This window comes from Bacillus sp. RCC_6_1 (genome assembly GCF_041360755.1).
GTDB classification, from domain to species: domain Bacteria; phylum Bacillota; class Bacilli; order Bacillales; family Bacillaceae_G; genus Bacillus_A; species Bacillus_A cereus.
In genome coordinates this window covers 1-15,330 of sequence record NZ_JBFUPV010000027.1, presented here as the reverse complement: position 1 = coordinate 15,330, position 15,330 = coordinate 1, and the positions used below count along the sequence as shown (strand labels likewise).

Here is a 15,330-nt window from a genome sequence, read left to right as displayed (position 1 = left end):
CTTAAGTGATACAGTTGCATTCTATTATAGTTATATACTAGAAATAAGAATGGTGTATGTTATTCTATAAGAAGCAACTAGGGGACTTTCTATTAAGTTTAAAAAAATGACAAGTAGAATGATAAAGAATGTAATGAAAGAAAACTTCGCTAAATATTTCAAGGATAGGGTGTAGACAATATAACGATTCTCCTTTACTACTGAGTAATATGTTGTTGTTTCTGAACCTTTACTTATTTATAATAAAAAGCTTATACAATTGCATAAGCTTTTTATTTCTTGCTATATTAGATATAGGGGTATCTAATTAAATTAGATTATTTAGGCACCCTCTTCCGAATCCCATACTTCAATAAATTCAAAACCTTTTAATTCACTTTGTTCAATAAGAGCCTTCAACTCGTCTGAAATAAAGACAACCGTCGGATGAATTTTTCCATTTATGTAAACTTTAAAAATCATTTCATTTTGAACTATATTAAAATCAAATGCGAACTTTTCACAACCTACTATAAGGCCTGTAATCAGTTTTTTAAAGATTGCTTTATCACCATCAATCGCATCTAGTACATTCAACACGTGGACCAAGTAATATACCTCACTAGTTGAATTGCGTAAGAGTGGTAAAAATTCAACATTATCACCTATTAAAGGTTCAAGTACTTGCTTGGCTTTTTCACTAATCATTGGAGCACCAGTTCCTCCCCAAAATTTAGGGATATCACTATGAATATCTCCTTCAATACACTATATATATATATTTCCCCATGAATTTGCTAAATGAGTTACTGAATTTATTTTTCCATCAATATATTTTTTGTGATCTTCTTCAAAATTTAATAACTGGAAAGACTCATAGTTATCTAATACACTCTTTAATCCCCATATTTTCATCCTTATTCCCCTTAACTATTCTTTTATCTTCTAAAGTAAAATAGAATATTACGTAACAAAAAATCGTTTACTACTATTTACTTTGTGATTCTAAAATATATCTTGAATATAAATTACCATCACTTTCTATACTTATTCATAATAAAAAGCTTATACAAGTGCATAAGCTTCTTATTTTTTACTCTATTAGATATGGATTCACATTACTAATCTAATTAAATTAGATTAGATTTCTTTACGCACCCTCTTCTGAATCCCATACCTCAACAAATTCGAAACCTTTCAAATTGTTTTCTAAAACTGTATTTCTAAATTCATCAGATACTAAGACAGTAGAAGAATGTAATCTTTGATTTAAAAATGTTTTAAATATTATCTGCCCCTCAACTTTATTGGCTAAAAATGCGTATTTTTCGAACCCTATTATTAACCCTGTACTTAGTTTTTCCAAAACTGCTTTATTGTAGTTAATTGCATCAACTGTATTTAGAACGTTTATTAGGTAATAAACTTCACTTGTAACATCATGAATTAATGGAAGGAACTCAACATTATTACAGATTAGAGGCTCTAATATTTCTTTTGCTTTTCTGCTAATCATTGGTGTACCAAGTTCTCCCCAGAACATAGGACAGTCACTTTTTTTATCACCTTCTACACATTCAATAAAAATTCCCCCCCACGAATCAGACAGTTTTATTGCCAAATCAATTTTCCCATCAAAATATTTTTTACGGTCTTCTTTTAAATTTAGTAGCTGAAAAGATTGATAGTTATCAAATAAGCTTTTTAATTGCCAAATTTTCATACCTTTTTACTCCTTCAGAATTTAATTATTAAGTATCTATGATTGGTTAAATTAATTTAGTTTTAAACTACCATCCAATAACCTCTCTCTTATACTATGCAAGGCAGCAACTGCATCTTCTTGATTACCCCCAAAGCGTTTCACTTCACTTAATACTCTGTATACTTCCCTTATATACTCTGGACTATGATTACCTATATGTAGCGCTTCAGTGTCACATAATCGTTCACTTTATAGGGTAAAAATACTCCATTAGCCGCTGAATCATGGTGTATTTCAAACTCTTCTAATAGCTCTTGCACTTGTTTTGCCCTTTTATCCTTCCAAGGTGCAATATGATGTGTTGCATTAGGATATGGCGGTGTTTCAACTCCTGCATCTTTAAGTTCTGCACGCAGTTTTTGAGATGCTGAATAGGAATCGGGATATTCATTTTTCATCTCAACTCTATCAAAAACTTTATCTGCATATTCCTGAATTACTTCTTGTACATCCTTAACTTTACTTCTTCCACTAGTTTTAGAAAACATAAATGTTTCACGAGCTTTGCGTAAAACTTCAAATGTTTTTATTTGATTGCTTCCAAATCCACTTGCACCTGCAAATGCCAACCGATCCGTCAGTGGCAATTTATTTGCGAAAGAAGACATTCCTGTAGAGAATTTTGCACCTTTTGCTAATGTAGTGACTTTACTTGTCCCCTTATCACCAATAAGTCCAAGTCCAATTTGTGTAAAAGCATAATTTCAAATTATATATAACATTAATTATTTTTTATCCATTGGTATTTTATTTAGTGCTAAACCAACAGATCCTAATTTTTCAATTAATTTTTTTGCTTTACCATATGGAGCTCCTTTTACTAGTGTAAAAGGAAGGTTTTTCAATCCTTTTAATAGTTCCCCTGTTGAAATATCAAGTGCTAGTACACTTTTTATCTTTACTAAATCTTTTAATCCTCCATTAGGAATTTCTATTAAAACTATATTACACGTATCAGGGATTTCTTCTTTTATTATCTGTATTTTTTGATTCAAACACCCCGTATTTACCCAATCAATAAAATCTAATGTAACTACAGTGGCATGATTTAGATTCATATCACCAGAATCAACAGCCCTTACTGCTCGTACATCTGCACCTTGTGACATTAAAAAAACATTGCCACTACCATCATCACCAATAGCAACATAACCATTTGCATATTCTGTTACTTCCCAAGTCTCATTTCGTTCTATAATATCATCAGTACCATAAATTATTAATCCTCCACCTATAGAAAAACCATTTGTATATTTCAATAAATCTTTATGTACATTTGGTAATTCAACTTTCATTACATCTTCTATTTCTTGAATTTCAATATCATTTGCTGGATTATTTTTTATTAAACCAGAAACATTGGATAAATATATCATTTCTCATCCCCCCAAACTATCAAAATATTTATAAGCATCTACCAATACCTTTCTAGCAGTTTTCTGATTAACTCCTGCTTCAATCATTTCTCTATAGCTTACATTAAATTCATAATTTATATCGGTATCATTCATATCCTTCAAGCTTTCTGCGCTTAAACCTAAGAAAAGGCTTATGCAAATACAGAAGCCTCTTATATTTTTATTTATTACTTTTTAGGGTATGAATTTACATCAATAATCTGATTTTATTAAATTTCTTTACGCACCCGCCTCTGAATCCCATACCTCAATAAATTCAAAATCTTTCAAATCACTTTGTTCAATAAGAACTTTCAACGCGGCAGAAATAAAAACAGCCGTAGGATAGTTTTTTCCATTTATATAAACCTTAAAAATTATTTCATTTTGAACAACATTACAATCAAATGTGAACTTTTCACATCCTATTATTAAATCTGTAATCAGTTTTTTTTAAAAATTAATTTATTACTATCAATTGCATCTAGTACATTCAAAACATGAACTAAATAATATTCCTCACTAATTGATTTGCTTACAAAAAGTAAGAATTCAACATTAGCACCTAATATAGACTTTAATAATTCTTTTGCCTTTTCACTAACCATCAAGGTACCAGTTTCTCCCCAAACATAGGACAGTCACTTTATTTATCCCCCTTCTACACATTCAATAAAAATTTCTCCCCATAAATCAGAAAGTTTTATTGCCAAATCTTCATGCTTTTCCTCCTATATGCTATGTTATTTACTCAAGTTCCATTCCTTAGTTGATTTATTTTTATACTGCTCTCCAATAACCCATAACCCTATTCTGATTTTCTGAATTGCTGCAACAGCAGAGTTAGGGGCTATTTCAAACTCCTTCATTAATTTTTGTATTTCCACAGCTCTACTATCCTTCTAGGCTACAATATAATGTGCTTTATTATAAAATGAATGATTTTGTATGAAAGCTAAAATTCGCCTAAGTAAATCTAGTGATTTATTGGTATAATTAATATCGTATTCCATTTTATGGATCAATCAATTAATATAAGGCTATGTTTTAAAACATATGAAAATACTGCTAATTTAATATTAAACATAATAAAATACATAGCCCTTTCTTTTTACTATTAAAAAACATATTGAAGTAAGGAGTTATATTATAATGGCAATCTTTCAAAGTAATGTTCAAAAAGCTGAACAAATTGCTACTCAAATGAGAGCAGCTTCTGACGCAATTCAAAATGCAACAGGTAAATCAATAACGCACGCAACACGTACAACTTTAATCGTGAATTCCAAAGCGCAGGAAGCAAACCAGCAAGCATTAGAATTAACTAGACAATTTCTTTCTGCCTTTCAGCAATCCATTGACAATATACAGTCTGTAGCAACAGAGTTTGAACGAATGGACAACGAATTACAGAAGAATTTTTAGCTTTTTTAAGAATTTTTCCTTTATCCCTTCTGTTAACTTATATATAAGCAAAAAGGTAGGCGGAAAAAATGAATCAAGAAATAGAACAAAAAATGAAGGTCTTGAGTCAAAATCTAATGAATCTATCCGAGGAACAATACCAAAATCAACGCGCAATACAAACACAAGAACAAGCAGAAGCAGACTTTCAAGAATTAAAAATACGCAGCCATCGCTTTTTTCATCGTATTTTAGAAACATGGCATGGTGATAAAGAACTCTTTCGCTTTTTTACCAATATACAATTAGAAACTCAACAAATTGAAAGAAGCCTTTCTTATAAATTAGAAGAACAAAAGGAAACATTAATTCAAGAGAAACAAAAATTATACAATCTAGAAAATGACCTCACTCATCAAAAACAAAAACTTGCTAGGGAGGCCAATTTATGAGTTTAAATATGTATCTTGGAGAGGTACAATCCCAAACAAACACTATGTATGCTTTTTGTACTGCTACTATACAAAGTATGGAGCAAGTAATCCAGTCTATCGACAGTTTTGTTGGTGATTCTGTCCTACAGGGTCAGACTTATGATAGTGCGAAAATGTATTTTGCAGAAACGTTTCTTCCTTTAGCACAGGGGATTATTTACCTATGTGAAGAATTACTCCATCAAAATGAATCTTTTCCTGCTGAGTTTCAATCAAGAGTCGCCTCAACAGATATAGTTGAACAAGAACTATTAGAACAAATCCGAGAGATTGACCGAATGATAGCAAGTATTGAAGTTACAAAACAAATTATGCCACTACCGGATATGGATGCAATGGTTAACCTATTTATTGAGATGCGCCGTAAAATCCAGGAAAAGTTAGAACATCTATATGAATTTAATCAAACATCTAGTAATAACTATGCTACCGCGATTCAATTAGCGGCTAGTATCGCTGCAGGCCTTGCTGAGGTTCAAAGTGGAAAAGGCTTCAGCCCTGCAAGCGGTACATTTAGTACACAAAGAATAAATATGGAATGGGCAGATTCTATTCATGAATATCTAGACAATAATATTCGATTAGATAATAGTATAAAAACAAATAATCTAATCGAATCTGGTATACTATTAAGTAGTTCTTCTGAAAAGAATATACTAGAAAAGTTTATAAAAGGGGTTTGGAATGGATCTGGAAAATTTATTGGCGATTTAGTAGAGACATACAATTCGTTAGACGATACAGTGACAAAGGAAAACCTAAAATATGCTGCAGGTCATCCTATAGAAACCGCTTATACCATGATAAATACTTTTTCAGACACTTTTATGAATGAATTTTGGCATGGCGATGCTGAAAGTCGTACACAATGGGGAACAAATATTTTTATGGAGTTTGGTTTAGGATGGATTGGAGATAAAGGAGCAGGCCAAATTGGAAAAGTAACTTCCCTTGGAGACTCTGTAAAGTTAACGAAATTTTCAGGTGATACACCTTATATTTCAAGCCACTTACCATTAAAAGATCGATTTGCTTTTGCCGGTACAAGCCCACTTAAAAGTGAAATTTCTCCGTCTAAAGATTTTTTTATAAGAATTAACAGTGGGGAAAGTAAATTAAGTAAATCTGGAAAAAACATAGGAAAAAGAAAGATTCCCCCCGCTGTAAAAAAAGTAGATGAATTAGGTGAGTATTACGAAGTAACTATAAAATTCGAAAATAATGTAAAATGGGGCAATGAATTTCGTGATATGAATTTACGTGATTTTGATCGTAAAGTGAAAAAATTACAAGATTTGAGTGATGCAAACTTATTACAAAAGACAAAACCTATTAGAGATCCTCAAGTTACAAAACAGTATCGAAAGGATGTTATAAAAAAGATTATTGAAATCTATTATCCAAAAGATAAAAAATTAGCAAAAGAATTAATCGATAAAGTAAAGTATGATATGGATCCAGATCACCGCTGGGATTTAGGCCTTAATGGAGAAGACGTTAGAAGTAACCTTCAATTCATGGATCAATTTACAAATAGACGAATTGGTGGAATTTTAGGAGTACAATTAAAAGATGCCCCTTATGGTTCGAGAGTGAAGATAAATATTGAGAGGGAGTAGAAAATGGACAAATCAGTATTAGAAAAAATAGAATTAATTAAAGACATTTTAGGTAATGACCCATTTAGTTTGCTGATTGGGGAAATAATAGAAATACAAGACAACTTTGACAAAAAATTAGAGGAAGGTGTTTTAAAAGATTATTATTTTATTATAGGAAAATACGAAATATTAAATGGCGGAGTAATAACTATATTTGGTCATGAAAAACTTGATAGTATTCAGTTTTATACCGATGATATGCCAGGTGGTACTAATAATTGGATATGTATAGGAAAAATAGAAAACTATCCATTATTTATTAATAAAATTAATGGTGAAGTTTCTTGTTTGTTTGGGGATTTAATTGATCAAAACTTTGTTATTGAATCCTATGGTAATTTGAATAATTTCTTACAACATTACTATTTAGGGAGAAAATATTGTGAATTAGGTAGTAAATTTGTTCAAGCTGGAGGAATTAGTGATACTGTAGGTAATAAAAATGATGATTGGTATCAACTACTAGAAGATAACAACTTATTATAATGCATTCTAGATATTTAGTAAAAAAAGCACACATAACTGAAGTGAATCCAAAATGTTAGACACATTATTTCATTAGACAGCTTCTTTGGCATGGATTCGGTATTGTACTGGACTTTCCTTAATTTTTTTATGATAATGGTATACTACCTCTACTTTGATAGTTAATTTAAAAGGAATAATATATATTTTATGTACTAAGTGAAACGCTGCTATTTAGCAGCGTTTCACTTGTATTTTTCATCAAAGTTCGGAATCGATGAACAGAAATTAGTAATTTTAAATTTCGCTGTCACTATTTCTTCCTGAGCGATTCCACTAATACTCAAAAGTTCTGTTCTTCTACCTTTAATATTTCCTTATTTACTGGACACTTTATTTTCCAGTTTTAATCCACTGTCACCCTTACCTGAGGATCATACATTTTATTTTCATTTGCAATAAACATAATACTTTTTCCTTAGCGTTTATTTCCCCTACCACATTATGCTACCAATGTATTTTTAATGAATCCTCAGTTTTAGAATCTTTCAAGAATTTTTATAACGTTTCTTAATCTCTATGAGGCTATTAAGAATAATGTTTGTTCCGCAGGTATATGGGTTAGATATTAAGCCATCAATATCTATAGAAAAATTTACACTATGACTCCCATTTTCTATATAATCATTCTTAACCACTATTAATGAATTTTGTTATGGAAATGTTGAAATTCGTACACAATGGAAAACTCATTCTTTTATTAATTTATTATTAGGTTTAGCTATTGATTAAGATGGCTTCTTGTCATCCCTTGTTCGAAGCCAATTCATCTCCCACCTACTCACTGGGCTGTGATCCTTCACACTCCTTGAGGAAGGAGTCTTCTTGGCTAAAACGGTAAATTTTGTAAAGGATGTTTTGATAGATTACTTATTAGCTTACCTGAAGAAATCTCTTAGTTGTTGATTTGCTAACCTTTCTTGTTTACTATCAATCAATAAAAAAAGATTTTTTTGTTCAAGGGCTACTTTAAAATCTTAAGTTGATGGATGTGTGAACGTACCCCTACTAATATTCTTGCTTTTAAACCATTATTACTGTATTATATTTACGTAGTAATATAAGGATTATGGTATATAAAAAAGGAATCAAATCTATCAGTAAGATTTAAATCCTTTTCCAAGGCAAAAAGATTTTGCCAAAATCTAATATAATTTATGCTTGTCTTTTTAATATGTATCTAGTAAAAACATATTTTTTATCAATAGAATTCTGTTTTCAATGATAGGAATTAGTGTTCTAAACAAGGAACCATACAAAGTGATCTGAAAAACCTAAGAGTTATTGTATGTAGTTTGCTCATCTCCCGGTACTACAATAAAAGAGCCTTACCTCTCTAGGCAAGACTCTACTAGTTTAGTTGTATAATATTTACATGATAACTAAGAAACAGAAAACATATAACACCAAATAGCAGCACCCTATTATTCCTCCTACAGCTAATACCTGTTTAACCCAACTCTTAAATTTTTGATTACTGTAAATCGCTTGCACTCTTTCCATATTTCCTCCTATTAATGAGAACCCTTATAGACTCTCACCTTGCTATGGTAACATTAAAAAATAGCTAATAGAGGCCTAATGTATAAATATGCAATATTGCATACATAAATGTATTGTTATAATTGTAAGCGCTTACTATAATAAAGTTATAAAGATTCACCACATCTTAATAAGAAAAAAGAGGAGCGAATAATATGGAAATCGCAATGGCAGTTTTAAAATTTATAGGTGGAGCAATCCCATTAATTCAAGAACTTCTAAAAGCATTTATGTAAATTCACTATTTAGCAATTATTTATAAAAATTATCATACAAATGATCTGTATATCAAAAATGAATTGATTTACAGATCATTTGCGTGAGCAAGGTCCCTTTAACATGATTAAGGGAATTTTTTAATTTTTAAATACTTAAGGTTACACCACATTAACATCAAGTTAGCAAAACAAAAAGAAAAATACGCACCCTTCCTATAATTCTACAAATGGAATAGCATATTTTTCATTTTTGGGGCCTTAAAAACTTTAACTTCATGGTGATGGGGTAACAATTCTGATTTAGAGATAAGATCAGTTTATACAAAGATTACCCACCGATATGTGGAAGATAAAGAATACACTTGCGAAATTAAAACGATTGAATTAAAGAACTTGATGTTAGTATGGTGAACAGAATATGAAAATCACTTAAAAAATCGTAATCTTCACAAAAAAATACCAAGACCCCCCTCCTCTCCAGGGCAGTCTTGGTATTTTTTACGTTCACATACAAATTATTATTTGTATTGTTGCATGTGTTCTTTGTTAAATCCTATACGTCTACCTTACCATTGATAAGCAATGACTAATATCTCTCCTTTAATCGTACTGATTATCTATACCATGTTTTAAAGGAACTATCTTGACTAAAATGATAAAACAAGAAATTGAAATAAGCACCTTTTTTATTTTGTAAACTGTAAAGCTTCCATTTTATATGAACCAGAGTTAAGTTTAAAGGAACTAAATCGTGCGTTTTCTCTTTATTCAACCATTTAACTTACTAACACTTTTCATAAGATATTTACACACTGCATTTAGGTAAAGAAATACAGAAATGTGTTTTTTTCTTTGTACTATCTAAATTTATGCTCCCTCCATGTTTTTCTACTATATGCTTAGCAATAGTTAATCCAAGACCTGATCCCCCATTGTTTTCTCGAGAATCATCTACTCGAACAAATGCATCAAAAATACTCTGTTTCATATCCTCAGGTATTCCAATTCCATTATCTATAATGTTTATATATACTTTGGTTTTATCTTCAATTAACGATACAAAAACGGTCGTACCTGCCGCATTATACTGTAGAGCATTAGATATTATGTTAGAGATAGCCCGGTATAATAGCCTGTTGTTAATTGGAGCAATCACTTCTTTAGAGGGAATTTGATATTGAAGGATTAAGCGCTTCGCTTGAAATAAATCATAATATTCTACAAGCAATTCACGAATAAACTCAGATACATCAGTTGGATGTACTTCAAAAGGGTAATCAGAATGCTCTAATTTAGACAGTTCAAAAATATCTTCAGTTAGCACCGCAATGATTCGAATCTTATTATATATTACATTCAAGGTTCTTTCTCTTTCACTTTTTTCTGTAATGATCCCTAGTTGTAATGCTTCAACATAACCTTGAACGGTTGTAATTGGTGTCCTTAAATCATGAGACAAATCTACAAGCATCTTCTGCTTGGTTTCTTCCAACCTCTTCTTCTCTTTCTCTATTTTATCGAGTTTTTCCGACATAACATTAAACGAATGCTGTATTTGCATTAACTCAAAATATGTTTCATAGTTTAACCTTTTATCATATTTCCCACTAGCAATTTCCTCAAATCCAGTTGCTAGTTTATCCAATGGCCTGGTTATTTTCCTAGCAATTTGCCTACTAAATATATATACATTCATAGAGAAAAATACAAAAAATAAAACGATTGTAGAAAGTAATATCTTATAAAAAACATATACGTATTCCTCATTTTTATCAGAAAACGTATATTCATACTTTATTGCTTTTTTAGGAACCTTAACAAGGCAATATAATGTTTCACCTTTTTTCGTTACAAATGTTGCTACAGATGAATAATAAGGAAGTTGATCATTATCAAAAAATAAAGTAGTAAATTCTCTTTGTGAATATGATAAAAGCTTATCCTTCTTTTCCCCTTTGGTATAGATAACTTGTAAATTTTCATTAAGAATTTCTACCCAACCACCAAATGATTCTATTGATTCTGAATTAATAGTTTTAAAGTTTTCACGCACTACTTCACTTGCTTTTAAATTATTTAGCTCTCCTAGTTGCTTTTCTGTTTGGTACATCAAAAATATAAATAAGATTATCACCGTGAAACCTATTGCTAGTGCAAATATAACGTAATTTTTAATTAAGATATATAAAACTTTATTTTTCATAAAGTTCTTCCTTCCTAGCAAATCTATACCCAAGTCCCCGGATCGTTTTTATATAAACTGGATTCTTAGGAGAATCCTCTAATTTCTCTCGCAGTCTACTAATATGAACCATAATCGTATTATCATCTGCACAGTAATAATCCGACCATACATTTTCAAAAATTTGTTTTTTAGTAAATATTCTCCCTGGTTCTTCCATAAAAAGTGTTAAGATTTTATATTCCGTAGCACTGAGAGAAATGGATTCGCTTGATTTATAGAGTGTACAAGAATGATGATCTAATACTAAATCACCCATATGAATTTGCTTCTCCTTACCTTCTACAGCCCTATCATTAAATTCATAGGACCTTCTAAGATGAGCTTGAACTCTAGCTATAATTTCTAAAGCACTAAATGGCTTTGTAATGAAGTCATCTGCTCCAATCCCTAAACCGATAATTTTATCTACTTCTTGAGATTTGGCTGACAATATAAGTATCGGGAATTGTAACGTCTCACGAATCTTTTTAATTAATTGATAACCATCCATTTTGGGCATCATAATATCAACAATAGCTAAATCAATATGATTTTCTTCTAGACACTTTAAGGCAACTTCGCCATTTGAAGCCTCTACAACAAAAAAATTTTCCATTTCTAAAAAAAGTTTTAAAAGATCAATAATATCTTTGTCATCATCAACGATTAATATATTTTTTTTCATACTCTCCCTCGCATCGGTCAGAATTTTCAAAAATCCATTTAAGGTTATTGTAAGGTAAATGAAAGTGACATGAAAGACTAACCGTTTAATATACAGGTATGAATTAAAAAAGGAGGCATTATCACATGAAAAAATTTGTTGGAATTGCGTTAGCAGCTACCATTGGAATTGGAGGTTTAGGAACTTTTGCTACTACTAAAACTCACGCTGCAGTAAACAATCCAGAATCAACAAAATCGGTTTATCAAGTATCTGATGTGCAAGGTGAATTTATGCACATTAAAGTGGGGAAACCTTGGTCAATGACGCCAAGCGGAAATCAATACAAATATGTCTTATTTAGTGAAAATAAAATTTATGTCAACCCTAAAACTGGTGTAGTAACAGCATATGAAGAAGGAGCAGCTGAAGGCAGAGTACTCGATAAAAATGGAAATGTTGTTGCTATTTGGTATATTACAGCTTTTAAATAATGAAGGGTTAATTTTACAAGGTTGAAAAGAGCATCTTTAAGTTTATTATGAAAGTAGTAAAAGAATTTCAAAACTTCTAATTACACTAAAATAAAAAAGCTTATCCTTTAACACGTAATGATAAGCTTTTTTATTATTCTTTTCATTTTTTGTTTTAGGAAGTATTTCTTTAAGTTGATAGCAATGCGGTGCTATCCCATCACTATAAAGCTAAAACTTTATAGTGCCCCCCAAAACAGAAACAACGGGTTGCATTTATATAAATAGCTTTTAAAAAATTAATAATTTTGTTTAGGGATACTTTAAGTTTTTAGCTTGAATGACATATAGTGTTAACTCATACTGAGTGATTAGACTATTAAACTTAAAAGTGTTGTTTTTAGCATTCTAAATAATCGGGTTCAATGTATTTTTCTGTTTCAGGAGAGCTTTTAATTTCTATTGGATATTTCTTAAAAGCTACAACAGTGATCCTATCTTCTTGAACTAAACTTCTGGATTCATTTATAGAAGAGAAACCTGTTCGCGTTAAAAAATTGTATAGAGAGGATTTTGTCATCCAAAAACTAGTAACGTTATCTAATGATGCCCATTTTGATTTTAAACGTTCTTCTATTGATGAATTAGCAGAGTGTTCTAGCATTGTGTGTCCCTTATATTCATAATTTTTATAAAGTACTGACACATTAGGAGTAGAAGTGATATGAGTATCAATTATTACAAACCTTTTGCATACTTCATACACTTTTTCTAAAAAGGGGAATACATCTGAGCAGTCTAAATGATATAAAATACCAGAGCATAAAACAATATCAAAATGACCATATTTTTCAGCGCTTAAATTTCTTACATCATCTTGATAAAAGGTTAAGTTTTCCAACCTTAATAAATCTTTAGCGAATATAGCTTTTTGTATGTTTGATTCTCTTCCTTCTATCCCTACAACAGTTGCTCCTTGCATAGCAAACTCAATAGCGTAATGCCCCTCTAAACAAGCTAAATCTAAGATTCGGAGATTTTTAAAATCACATTGTGTGATATCTTGAATCATTGTCACAATTTTTTTTAATGCAGGATTTGGTTGTCGAATATCTCTTGTATATAGAGTATCCGTTAATTTAATATCATAAGCGGTCCATTCACCATATTTACGAATAATGTTTTCTTTTTCGAGAACAAAATTTTTCATGATACAATTCGCCACCTTTAACATAATATTATGTGTAATATATACCTTTATAAGATCAATATATGTGTGTATAACTTGTATTTAGAAGAAGGTAAACATTTTAAAGCTTCTCACTTTATCATGTGGTACGTCCACAATTCCTTCTTTTTGGGAGCCACTCGCAAATTTAGAACAATATGCAGCTCAAATAGTCAACTAATTAAACTACCTATTCATCTCATCTATCTAAATTATAGAAATAATTCTAATTTAACTAATTAAGATTTTTTCTTTTACATAGAAAATCTTATTATATTCATTTTTAGCCATAGCCAGTGCAAATGTCATAATGATAAGTGGGACACCACATTGCTATCATGCTAAGCAAACAAAATACTCCTTAAAATAAAATGAAAAAATACATTATTTTTTCTTATAAAAGAAAAGCAAAGAATAAACTTTAATATGTATTAATCCAAACAAGAGAAGATGATTCATGTGAAACAATTTACTAAATTTCCTCTGACATTTTTAGTTATGTTCCTAGCCAATTTAGCGAACTATTATTTTATCCTATTTATGTAATAATAAAAGCCTTCCTAATTATAGGAAGGCAACGTTCTAAAATGAAAACCTATATTTGATTACTAATTAAATTACCTCAAACTGATAATATACACTTTTCCCATTCTCCCTAGTTACTTTAATTTCAGCAAATCCTTTACCAATGACATCCATTCTAACCTTTCCATTGCCCTGTACTGTATATTTGACAACTTTTTCTCCATCTATTGTTGTATGCTTTGCTGCAACTCCATCTTCTGTTCTAGATTGACCAACACGCCAACAGTCACTGCACTTTTTTGTGCTCTTAGATATCATTTCATTTTTTACATGTACGCTGTTAGTAGATGCATCAGCAATACCATTTGTACTCAACAAAATTATGGAAGTTACTAAACCTATTCCCAGTTTCTTTAACATTATTTCATCCCTCCTGTGATAATTCATAATTTTATATTAAACTGAGATTCTTTCAGGTAACTTTCATTTACCTTACAATAACCTTAAATCCCTTTCTGTAGATATCGAATTCTTTGGAAGAAAGAATTCACATAGTTTATATTGATTTTTTTAACATGGCCATGTGGATTGGCCCTACATTATTAGCTATATGTACCTTTCCGTTCATTTTCTGCTATTAGTTCATGTGTTAAATAAATCAAATACATAATGACTGAGAGAATTAGATAACTAGCAGTTTTACCTTTATCAGCAATTAAATGCCTTGCTTCGACTAGAATCACTTTTATTATTAACAAAATCTCACTAGCTCGAATGTAATAACTTATGAGTATAAGAATATTTTCTGAGCTTTAATATAATGTAAAATTAGTAAGAAACTTATTTCATGAAAAAATGTTAACTATTAAAGAATTAGAAGTGATTATATGAATAAATTATTACTATCGTGTTTATTAGCTACATTCTGTCTAAATATCGCAGGATGTTCTAATGATATGACTATACTAAAGGATAGTTCTAAACCTTCAACACCTACGAAGGCGAAATGCATTAACAAAGCTTGGTACAAAAAACATATGCCATGTAATAGGTTATGCTAAAGATCATAAGGCGAATATGAATGTATATAGTAAACAACATATAAAAACATTGTAATTAATTGTTATAAATCTACCTAAAAAGACTATCAATAATGAAGTGCACCCCAATTGTTAGACACATAATTAACAATTGGAGGTGCATTTTTTATGGCTAAATTTTCTTCAAAAGA

General features: G+C 30.4%; 13 protein-coding genes and 4 pseudogenes. 6 read left to right on the top strand and 11 right to left on the bottom strand.

Going from position 1 to position 15,330, the window contains the following annotated elements:
• Positions 1-321: 321 nt before the first annotated feature.
• From AB6801_RS30895 to AB6801_RS30865, 7 genes and pseudogenes are all read right to left on the bottom strand, one after another.
• A pseudogene (locus AB6801_RS30895) lies at positions 322-894 on the bottom strand (imm11 family protein).
• A 235-nt stretch (positions 895-1,129) separates the two neighbouring features.
• A complete protein-coding gene (locus tag AB6801_RS30890; protein WP_000708202.1) occupies positions 1,130-1,702 on the bottom strand; it encodes an imm11 family protein in 573 nt (190 codons plus the stop codon).
• A 51-nt stretch (positions 1,703-1,753) separates the two neighbouring features.
• Positions 1,754-2,448 (bottom strand): annotated as a pseudogene (locus AB6801_RS30885) (AHH domain-containing protein); the annotation flags it as partial.
• A gap of 21 nt (positions 2,449-2,469) precedes the next feature.
• On the bottom strand, positions 2,470-3,120 hold the full coding sequence (locus tag AB6801_RS30880; protein WP_061884945.1) for an SMI1/KNR4 family protein: 651 nt from the start codon (positions 3,118-3,120) through the stop codon (positions 2,470-2,472).
• Positions 3,121-3,123: 3 nt separating this feature from the next.
• Positions 3,124-3,255, bottom strand: a complete 132-nt coding sequence (locus AB6801_RS30875; RefSeq protein ID WP_257144115.1) for a hypothetical protein — start codon at positions 3,253-3,255, stop codon at positions 3,124-3,126.
• A gap of 126 nt (positions 3,256-3,381) precedes the next feature.
• Positions 3,382-3,842, bottom strand: a pseudogene (locus tag AB6801_RS30870) (imm11 family protein); the annotation flags it as partial.
• 42 nt (positions 3,843-3,884) lie between these two features.
• Positions 3,885-4,028, bottom strand: coding sequence for a hypothetical protein (locus tag AB6801_RS30865; protein WP_165375049.1), 144 nt, complete (start codon positions 4,026-4,028; stop codon positions 3,885-3,887).
• 265 nt (positions 4,029-4,293) lie between these two features.
• On the opposite strand from AB6801_RS30865, the gene AB6801_RS30860 reads away from it, so the two are divergent.
• The 5 genes and pseudogenes from AB6801_RS30860 (at position 4,294) to AB6801_RS30840 (ending at position 9,003) form a co-directional block, all read left to right on the top strand.
• Positions 4,294-4,566: a TIGR04197 family type VII secretion effector gene (locus AB6801_RS30860; RefSeq protein WP_025689740.1), complete on the top strand. Its 273-nt coding sequence runs from the start codon at positions 4,294-4,296 to the stop codon at positions 4,564-4,566.
• A 68-nt stretch (positions 4,567-4,634) separates the two neighbouring features.
• Entirely contained in the window at positions 4,635-4,997 is a 363-nt protein-coding gene (locus tag AB6801_RS30855) for a DUF3958 family protein (protein WP_001070984.1), read from the top strand.
• On the top strand, positions 4,994-6,658 hold the full coding sequence (locus tag AB6801_RS30850) for a T7SS effector LXG polymorphic toxin (protein ID WP_088362542.1): 1,665 nt from the start codon (positions 4,994-4,996) through the stop codon (positions 6,656-6,658). The genes AB6801_RS30855 and AB6801_RS30850 overlap by 4 nt, the downstream gene beginning before the upstream one ends.
• 3 nt (positions 6,659-6,661) lie before the next feature.
• Complete coding sequence (locus AB6801_RS30845; RefSeq protein ID WP_000361639.1) at positions 6,662-7,186, top strand: hypothetical protein; 525 nt, start codon at positions 6,662-6,664, stop codon at positions 7,184-7,186.
• 1,630 nt (positions 7,187-8,816) lie between these two features.
• Positions 8,817-9,003: pseudogene (locus AB6801_RS30840) on the top strand (hypothetical protein).
• A 787-nt stretch (positions 9,004-9,790) separates the two neighbouring features.
• Here the strand turns inward: AB6801_RS30840 and AB6801_RS30835 are convergent.
• Together AB6801_RS30835 and AB6801_RS30830 are read right to left on the bottom strand one after the other, a co-directional pair.
• Positions 9,791-11,188, bottom strand: coding sequence for a sensor histidine kinase (locus AB6801_RS30835; protein WP_098853423.1), 1,398 nt, complete (start codon positions 11,186-11,188; stop codon positions 9,791-9,793).
• Positions 11,178-11,894, bottom strand: a complete 717-nt coding sequence (locus AB6801_RS30830) for a response regulator transcription factor (protein WP_088346499.1) — start codon at positions 11,892-11,894, stop codon at positions 11,178-11,180. Before AB6801_RS30830 ends, AB6801_RS30835 begins: the two co-directional genes overlap by 11 nt.
• Before the next feature lie 125 nt (positions 11,895-12,019).
• On the opposite strand from AB6801_RS30830, the gene AB6801_RS30825 reads away from it, so the two are divergent.
• The gene (locus tag AB6801_RS30825) at positions 12,020-12,367 is read left to right on the top strand and encodes a hypothetical protein (protein ID WP_000714877.1); all 348 of its coding nucleotides are present in this window, start codon (positions 12,020-12,022) and stop codon (positions 12,365-12,367) included.
• A gap of 379 nt (positions 12,368-12,746) precedes the next feature.
• Here AB6801_RS30825 and AB6801_RS30820 read toward each other — a convergent pair whose 3' ends face one another.
• Together AB6801_RS30820 and AB6801_RS30815 are read right to left on the bottom strand one after the other, a co-directional pair.
• Positions 12,747-13,556 carry a class I SAM-dependent methyltransferase gene (locus tag AB6801_RS30820; RefSeq protein ID WP_141530663.1) on the bottom strand — a complete coding sequence of 270 codons (810 nt, stop codon included), beginning with the start codon at positions 13,554-13,556 and terminating at the stop codon, positions 12,747-12,749.
• A 630-nt stretch (positions 13,557-14,186) separates the two neighbouring features.
• Positions 14,187-14,519, bottom strand: coding sequence for a hypothetical protein (locus AB6801_RS30815; protein ID WP_000914230.1), 333 nt, complete (start codon positions 14,517-14,519; stop codon positions 14,187-14,189).
• Between the last annotated feature and the right edge of the window lie 811 nt (positions 14,520-15,330).

Bases quoted from the DNA above. Each gene is read 5' to 3' on its own strand.
- AB6801_RS30860 (WP_025689740.1), top strand. From the start codon at position 4,294: ATGGCAATCTTTCAAAGTAATGTTCAAAAAGCTGAACAAATTGCTACT.
- AB6801_RS30820 (WP_141530663.1), bottom strand. From the start codon at position 13,556: ATGAAAAATTTTGTTCTCGAAAAAGAAAACATTATTCGTAAATATGGT.
- AB6801_RS30850 (WP_088362542.1), top strand. From the start codon at position 4,994: ATGAGTTTAAATATGTATCTTGGAGAGGTACAATCCCAAACAAACACT.
- AB6801_RS30890 (WP_000708202.1), bottom strand. From the start codon at position 1,702: ATGAAAATTTGGCAATTAAAAAGCTTATTTGATAACTATCAATCTTTT.
- AB6801_RS30815 (WP_000914230.1), bottom strand. From the start codon at position 14,519: ATGTTAAAGAAACTGGGAATAGGTTTAGTAACTTCCATAATTTTGTTG.
- AB6801_RS30845 (WP_000361639.1), top strand. From the start codon at position 6,662: ATGGACAAATCAGTATTAGAAAAAATAGAATTAATTAAAGACATTTTA.
- AB6801_RS30830 (WP_088346499.1), bottom strand. From the start codon at position 11,894: ATGAAAAAAAATATATTAATCGTTGATGATGACAAAGATATTATTGAT.
- AB6801_RS30835 (WP_098853423.1), bottom strand. From the start codon at position 11,188: ATGAAAAATAAAGTTTTATATATCTTAATTAAAAATTACGTTATATTT.
- AB6801_RS30880 (WP_061884945.1), bottom strand. From the start codon at position 3,120: ATGATATATTTATCCAATGTTTCTGGTTTAATAAAAAATAATCCAGCA.
- AB6801_RS30875 (WP_257144115.1), bottom strand. From the start codon at position 3,255: ATGAATGATACCGATATAAATTATGAATTTAATGTAAGCTATAGAGAA.
- AB6801_RS30855 (WP_001070984.1), top strand. From the start codon at position 4,635: ATGAATCAAGAAATAGAACAAAAAATGAAGGTCTTGAGTCAAAATCTA.
- AB6801_RS30825 (WP_000714877.1), top strand. From the start codon at position 12,020: ATGAAAAAATTTGTTGGAATTGCGTTAGCAGCTACCATTGGAATTGGA.